Here is a 6713-nt window from a genome sequence, read left to right on the forward strand (position 1 = left end):
GCTTCTTTACATCAGTTCTTATAACCGTAAAAAGAAAGACCACCTTATTGAAAAACAAAACCTACAACAGGAATACGAAGCCGACCTGCTCAGAACTCAGTTAGAGGTACAGGAGCAGACTATGAAAACTATAGCCACCGATCTGCACGATAATATTGGACAACTGTTGAGTCTTACCAGTCTCACCTTAGGATCCATTACTGTTTCAGACAAGAAGACGGCGACTAAGCTGGATGATTCCCAGCAATTGGTCCGGCGCTCAATAAAGGAATTAAGACAATTGGCCAACCTGCTCCATGGCGAGAAAATTATAGAAACCGGATTGGTTGATGCAATTATCTATGAGGTTGAATGGTTAAAAAAATCTGGCCGATACGAAGTACTGTTCGACAATAATATCAGTGAAGAGCATAAGCTATCCGCCGAAAAAAGCCTCATACTTTTCAGGCTTTTGCAGGAGGTGATCAATAACATCATAAAACACGCGTCTGCGACCAAGATTGCAATTAGTTTGAATCAGGTTCAAAGCAATATTTTACTTTCCATCACTGACAACGGGATAGGTTTCGTAGCTGAAGACGTGTCCAAAAACGGTATGGGCCTGTCAAACTTATCACGGCGCACGAACGCTATTCAGGGTAATCTTGATATTATTTCAGCCCCTGGCAAAGGCACCACAATCGCTATTAAAGTCCCTTATCCCTGATCCATGTTAGAGAAAATTTCCATAGCGATCGTTGACGATCATACACTATTCCGTTCGGGTGTGGCAAACCTGCTTTCTGAGTTTGAGGAGATTGATGTGCTTTTCCAGGCTTCAAGCGGAATAGAACTTCAGCAAAAGCTCTCCGCAGATAATTTGCCGGATATTATTCTGATGGATATTACAATGCCCCTGATGGACGGATACGAAACTACGAAGTGGGTGACCGCCCAATATCCCGGGATATCTGTGCTGGCCCTAAGTATGTTCGACGATGAAAAATCGATTATCAATATGTTAAGAGCAGGTGCATGCGGTTATTTATTGAAAGAATCAAATGCTTCGGATTTGCTCGAAGCAATAAAGATTACTAAGGAAAAAGGCCTTTTCATCAACGAGAATGTTTCCGGCAGAATGCTGATGTCACTGCGTAACGAATCCAAAGGCAATATAGCGGATGCAAAACTTAGTGATAGAGAAATGGAATTTCTGCAGCATTGCAGTACAGAATTCACGTACAAGGAAATTGCTGATAAAATGAATGTAAGCCCCAGAACCGTGGATAATTACCGTGAATCTCTTTTCAGCAAACTGAATATTAAATCCAGAACCGGTCTGGTAGTGTATGGTATAAAAAATTCCCTAATCGATATCTGATGCCAATTTTTCCTGAATTTATATTTCCTTCACTATTTCCAATTTACCTCAGATCGGGTATCCGGGCGGACCATTTTTATATGATTTTTGTAATGCGGATCAGATCCCTGGTAATGTCCCTGGTTAAGAGTCGCATTTCCAGTTTGCTATCTAAACAAATGCTAAATTCCCAATTTGTAGTGCTGATTAGCCTTTATAAGTTCTCTACTACATGGCTTTGTGGTGAATAGCGGCGGCATTAGAAATAATGCCGCTTTTTCATGAGACACCACCGTTCCGCCTGCTAAGAAATTTCACCCTTTCATTTAACAACACAAAATTTTCAGTAATTTTAACTCCCATCTGAAAAGTTTTGATTCTAAAAGAAACCGTTGATAAGATCATTGAAACCTCTCGTATTGAAGATGTGGTGGGCGACTTTGTGTCTTTGAAGCGCCGTGGTACAAGCATGATAGGATTATGCCCCTTTCACAATGAGAAAACGCCTTCGTTTCATGTTTCTGTAAGTAAGGGCATTTACAAATGCTTTGGCTGCGGTAAGGGTGGAGATTCCGTCCGTTTTATAATGGATCATGAAAAGGCTAGCTATCCCGAGGCCTTAAGATATCTCGCAAATAAATACAGTATTGAAATTGCCGAGGTTGAAAATACACCTGAGGAACAGGCTATAAATGACCGTCGCGAAAGCTTATATATCGTTTCCAGCTTTGCTTCGAAGTTTTTCCAGCAGCAGATGTTTGATACTGAGGAGGGGAAAAGCATTGGCCTCAGCTATTTTAAAGAGCGTGGTTTTCGGGACGATATCATCAGAAAATTTGAACTCGGTTATTCGCCGGATGTCTGGGATGCTATGACAACTGCCGCGGTTTCTGAAGGATACAATATCCAGTTTCTGGAAGAAACTGGCCTGACTATCCGTAAGGACAACGAGAAATTTTACGACCGTTTCCGGGGCCGCGTGATGTTCCCTATTCACAGTTTTACAGGCAGGGTAATTGGTTTCGGCGGACGTACATTAAAAACCGACAAAGCAGTTCCCAAATATGTTAATTCTCCGGAGAGTGATATTTACCATAAATCGAACATACTTTATGGTTTGTCGTTCGCCAAAAAGGCAATCCGTGATCTCGACAATTGTTATCTGGTAGAGGGTTATGCAGATGTTTTGTCTGTGCACCAGGCCGGCATAGAGAATGTTGTTGCCTCCTCAGGCACTTCGCTCACAATTGAGCAAATTCGCCTGATTAAACGCTTCACGGAGAATATTACAATTTTATATGATGGTGATGAAGCCGGGATCAAAGCATCCTTAAGAGGACTGGATATGATTCTGGAAGAGGGACTAAACGTTAAGGTTGTGCTTTTTCCTGATGGGGATGATCCGGATTCTTATGTGCAGAAATTTGGAAGCGCTGCGTTTAAAACGCATATAGAACAAAGCAAAAAGGACTTTATACTTTTCAAAACCAGCATTCTCTTAAAAGATGCAGGAAAGGATCCCATCAAACGAGCAGGGATAATACGGGATGTCGTCGAAAGTATTGCCAAAATTCCGGATGGAATTAAAGCTTCCGTTTTTGTAAGGGAATGCAGTTCGCTTTTGCAGATCGAAGAGAGAGTCCTAATCTCAGAATTAAATAAGATCCGTGCAGCGAAAAATAAAAGTTCATATCAGTCTCAGCCACAGCCAAGACCGGACATCGCGCCCGGGCCGGATTTTGCTGAAATACCCGGGAGTTCTTCAGGTACTGATGAAGCTCAGGAAAAAGAAATTGTTCGCTTACTGCTTAATTATGGTCACGAACTAGTTCATTGGGATGGTATAACTGACACCTATATTGCACCTTATGTAATAGGAAACCTCGCGGATGTAACTTTCGAGCACCCTTTGTGTATCCGCGTAATTGATGAATATAAAAAGCAGCTCGAGGACGGGGATCTTCCTTCAGAGCAGGATTTTATTAAACATCCTGACCATCAAATTGCAGACCTTGCAATAACAATGGTTTCTTCACCATATGTCCTCAGCGAGAACTGGTACGCAAAGAGAAAAATATATGTTAAGAATGAAAGTGAAGATCTGAGGTCTACTATACTGGGGGGTATCTTCCACTTAAAAAAACGCAAGGTCGACCGGATGCTGAAAACGATTCGTGATGAGATCCAGGCAGAAAATGACGCTGACAATCAGGCTATCCTGATGAAAAAATACCTGCAGGTCAAAGAAGTTGAGAAGGGCATATCGGCGTTCCTGGGATCTGTGATTGTGAAGTAATGGCCAGTCATAACGACACCGGTACAAGGGGTGAATCCATTGCTAAAAAGCACCTGGAAGACAAAGGGTATAAGATCCTGGAAACGAACTGGAGATTTCGCAGAGCTGAAGTTGACCTGATAGCATTCAATGATTCAACCCTCGTATTTGCAGAAGTTAAAACCCGTACGGGCAATTATTATGGTGAGCCCGAAGAGTTCGTAACTTTCGCTAAACAGGGGCTTATGGAATTTGCTGCTGAAGAATATATCTATAAGGTTAATCATAAAGATGAGATCAGATTTGATATTATTTCAATACTGTTTGATAAATTTGATACTTATACTGTAAACCATATCGAAGATGCATTCTGGCCCGGGTCATAGGGTTTAAAAACAAATACATTATGCGATTCAAATTAATTTTGCCTTCAGTAATCTTAGTTATGTTGTTATCTCAATGCGCTGGAGATTCAAAGAAGACCGGGGAGGCATCGAGTTTTGTCAGTCCGGAAGCGGGCCGAACAATAAATGTAGGCGATACAATTAATCTGCAGGTCAGGCTGAATGACAAAGCCGATTCAATTGTTTATTTCGCTGACGGCGAACGGCTTTCAAATTCAGTAGATGAAAAGCCAGTCAGTATTCATACAGATAAATTAGCTCTGGGAATGAAGGCCATCACTGCCAAAATTTACCGGAAGGGTGCAGAGCTTGAAGAGATCAGCACGAGCATTACCCTGAAGTCGTCGTTGATACCTGTGAAATTAGAATACACAGTTGTTCAGCAGTTTAAGCATGATACCCAGTCCTACACCCAGGGACTTGAATACCACAATGGATTTTTCTATGAAAGCGATGGGCTGGTAGGCGAATCATCGCTAAGAAAGGTAGAGCCTTCAACTGGCAAAGTTTTGCAGGTATCACCCATAGATAATGTATTTGCCGAGGGGATCACCATTATTGAGGATAAGATCCTAATGCTTACTTACACAGAGAACCTAAATATGGAGTTTGATTTAAAAAGCCTGAAGTTGTTGAGGCAATATCAGACACCATATGCCAGACAAGGATGGGGCCTATGTAATGATGGCAGCAAGATCTTTAATTCAGATGGCTCAAATGTGCTTCATATCCTTAACAAGGATACTTATATGGAAGAAGGTTATATAGAGGTCTATGATAATAATGGCCCCGTGGAGTCCCTGAACGAATTGGAATATATCGACGGCATGATCTACGCTAATATTTATGAGTCAGACCGAATTGTGATAATTAATCCGGCCAACGGGCAAGTAACTGCTGAGATTGATTTGTCGGCTCTTAATCCCGATTCATCCCGGGATCCGGATCTTGTGCTTAATGGCATTGCATGGGACGCAACGGGAAAGCGCCTCTTTGTTACGGGAAAGAAATGGGACAAATTATTTCAAATTAAGTTAAGTTCTCAACCTGCGCTTTGATGAAAAGGATAATTTTAACAGGCTTGTTATTTATTTGCGTATCAATTTCATCCGCTCAAAATAAGACCAAAAACCTCGTAATTGTAACACTCGACGGATTAAGATGGCAGGAAGTTTTCAGAGGTGCAGATTCATTACTCGTTAATTTAGCAGAGTATAACTCCGATAAAAAGGGTATTACGGAAAGATTCATCCGGAAATCCCCCGCTGCCCGAAGGGAATTGCTAATGCCTTTCTTCTGGTCAACGGTCGTACAAAAAGGTCAGATCTATGGTAACCGTGACCTGGGGAATAAAGCTGAAGTTGCTAATACCTTTAGGTTTTCGTATCCGGGATACAACGAACTTTTCACAGGTTTTCCCGATCCTCGTGTAAATTCAAATGATAAAATCCCAAATCCCAATACCAATTTATTGGAATACGTAAACCAACAGAAAGGGTTTGAAGGAAAAGTAATTGCATTTACTTCATGGGATGTTTTTCCGTTCATATTGAACGATAAGAGGTCAGGGATAATAGTGAACTCCGGTTTGACTGATCTTAATATTCCCGGAATCAGTGAAAGGCTCAAGCTTTTAAACGAAATTCAACACCAGTCTCCCGGTTTTGTAGCGGAAGAGATTAGGCTGGATGTATTGACGTACCAATTTGGCAAGCAATATATGATCGATAAAAAGCCACGGGTTTTATATCTGGGTTTTGACGAAACCGATGACCTTGCTCATCAGGGAAATTACAAAATGTACCTTCAGCAAGCAAGAAAGACGGATGCAATATTAGCTGACCTCTGGAATTACCTCCAATCAGATCCCTTTTACAAAGATCAAACCACTCTGGTAATCACCTCTGATCACGGAAGAGGGGAGATGCCTTTAGAAACATGGCAATCGCATGGTGAAAAAATCGAAGGAGCAGAGCAGGTGTGGGTTGCCGTTATGGGTCCGGATACCCCCGCAAAAGGTGAAATAAAAACGGCGACGACCATTTACCATAAACAATTAGCGCAAACTATTTCGGAACTGCTGGGATTGGATTTCAAATCTGGGGCAGGACATGAGGCTGGGGCGGGAATAAATTTAAAATAATTGTTATTTAGGTAGAACTATTCTTGCGTACCCACCGACGTTTAAACGCAGAGGCCGCAGAGCACAACGCAGAGGACGCAAAGGGTTTGGATTTTTTTGTAAAACAATAATCGGTTAAGAATAATACTCTGCGTCCTCTGCGAAAAAACTCCGCGACCTCTGCGGTTAAAAATAACCGCCCAGTAAGATTTCCTCTTTCAACTTTCCCGTCTCCATTGCTTATATTGATTAATCAACCCGTTCGTCGAAGCATCATGTCCGCTCACAGGAACGTCATTCTTCAACTCCGGTAAAATCTGCCCAGCTAATTGCTTTCCAAGCTCCACTCCCCATTGATCGAAGCTGAATATATTCCAGATTATTCCCTGAACAAATATTTTATGTTCGTAAATCGCGATCAGCGAACCAAGAGTGAATGGAGTTATCTTTTTGACTAGTATGGAGTTAGTAGGTTTATCGCCGTCGAAAACTTTGAAAGGTGCGAGTTCTACAATTTCCCTGGCCTTTTTCCCTGCGGCCTTAAGCTCTGCTTCAACTTCCGATCTTTTTTTG

6 protein-coding genes and 1 pseudogene are annotated in these 6713 nt (G+C 41.8%); 6 read left to right on the forward strand and 1 reads right to left on the reverse strand.

All coding sequences use genetic code 11. The annotated features are described in order from the left end of the window. The 6 genes from ACLL8Z_RS08265 to ACLL8Z_RS08290 all read left to right on the forward strand — a co-directional run. Positions 1 to 706, forward strand: a 706-nt coding sequence (locus ACLL8Z_RS08265; protein WP_411274299.1) for a sensor histidine kinase, incomplete at its 5' end; no start/stop codon positions are given. Positions 707 to 709: 3 nt separating this feature from the next. Further along, the gene (locus ACLL8Z_RS08270) at positions 710 to 1360 is read left to right on the forward strand and encodes a response regulator (RefSeq protein ID WP_411274300.1); all 651 of its coding nucleotides are present in this window, start codon (positions 710 to 712) and stop codon (positions 1358 to 1360) included. 352 nt (positions 1361 to 1712) lie between these two features. After that, positions 1713 to 3635 (forward strand): DNA primase, encoded by a 1923-nt coding sequence (gene dnaG / locus ACLL8Z_RS08275; RefSeq protein ID WP_411274301.1) that lies wholly within the window; start codon positions 1713 to 1715, stop codon positions 3633 to 3635. Continuing rightward, a complete protein-coding gene (locus ACLL8Z_RS08280; protein ID WP_411274302.1) occupies positions 3635 to 4000 on the forward strand; it encodes a YraN family protein in 366 nt (121 codons plus the stop codon). The genes dnaG and ACLL8Z_RS08280 overlap by 1 nt, the downstream gene beginning before the upstream one ends. 20 nt (positions 4001 to 4020) lie before the next feature. Continuing rightward, the gene (locus ACLL8Z_RS08285; protein WP_411274303.1) at positions 4021 to 5076 is read left to right on the forward strand and encodes a glutaminyl-peptide cyclotransferase; all 1056 of its coding nucleotides are present in this window, start codon (positions 4021 to 4023) and stop codon (positions 5074 to 5076) included. Further along, entirely contained in the window at positions 5076 to 6161 is a 1086-nt protein-coding gene (locus ACLL8Z_RS08290; RefSeq protein WP_411274304.1) for an alkaline phosphatase family protein, read from the forward strand. The genes ACLL8Z_RS08285 and ACLL8Z_RS08290 overlap by 1 nt, the downstream gene beginning before the upstream one ends. Before the next feature lie 197 nt (positions 6162 to 6358). Here the strand turns inward: ACLL8Z_RS08290 and pgi are convergent. Continuing rightward, positions 6359 to 6713: pseudogene (pgi, locus tag ACLL8Z_RS08295) on the reverse strand (glucose-6-phosphate isomerase); the annotation flags it as partial.

Source organism: Daejeonella sp. (assembly GCF_046590655.1).
Classification (GTDB): domain Bacteria; phylum Bacteroidota; class Bacteroidia; order Sphingobacteriales; family Sphingobacteriaceae; genus Daejeonella.

Bases quoted from the DNA above. Each gene is read 5' to 3' on its own strand.
- ACLL8Z_RS08285 (WP_411274303.1), top strand. From the start codon at position 4,021: ATGCGATTCAAATTAATTTTGCCTTCAGTAATCTTAGTTATGTTGTTA.
- ACLL8Z_RS08290 (WP_411274304.1), top strand. From the start codon at position 5,076: ATGAAAAGGATAATTTTAACAGGCTTGTTATTTATTTGCGTATCAATT.
- ACLL8Z_RS08270 (WP_411274300.1), top strand. From the start codon at position 710: ATGTTAGAGAAAATTTCCATAGCGATCGTTGACGATCATACACTATTC.
- ACLL8Z_RS08280 (WP_411274302.1), top strand. From the start codon at position 3,635: ATGGCCAGTCATAACGACACCGGTACAAGGGGTGAATCCATTGCTAAA.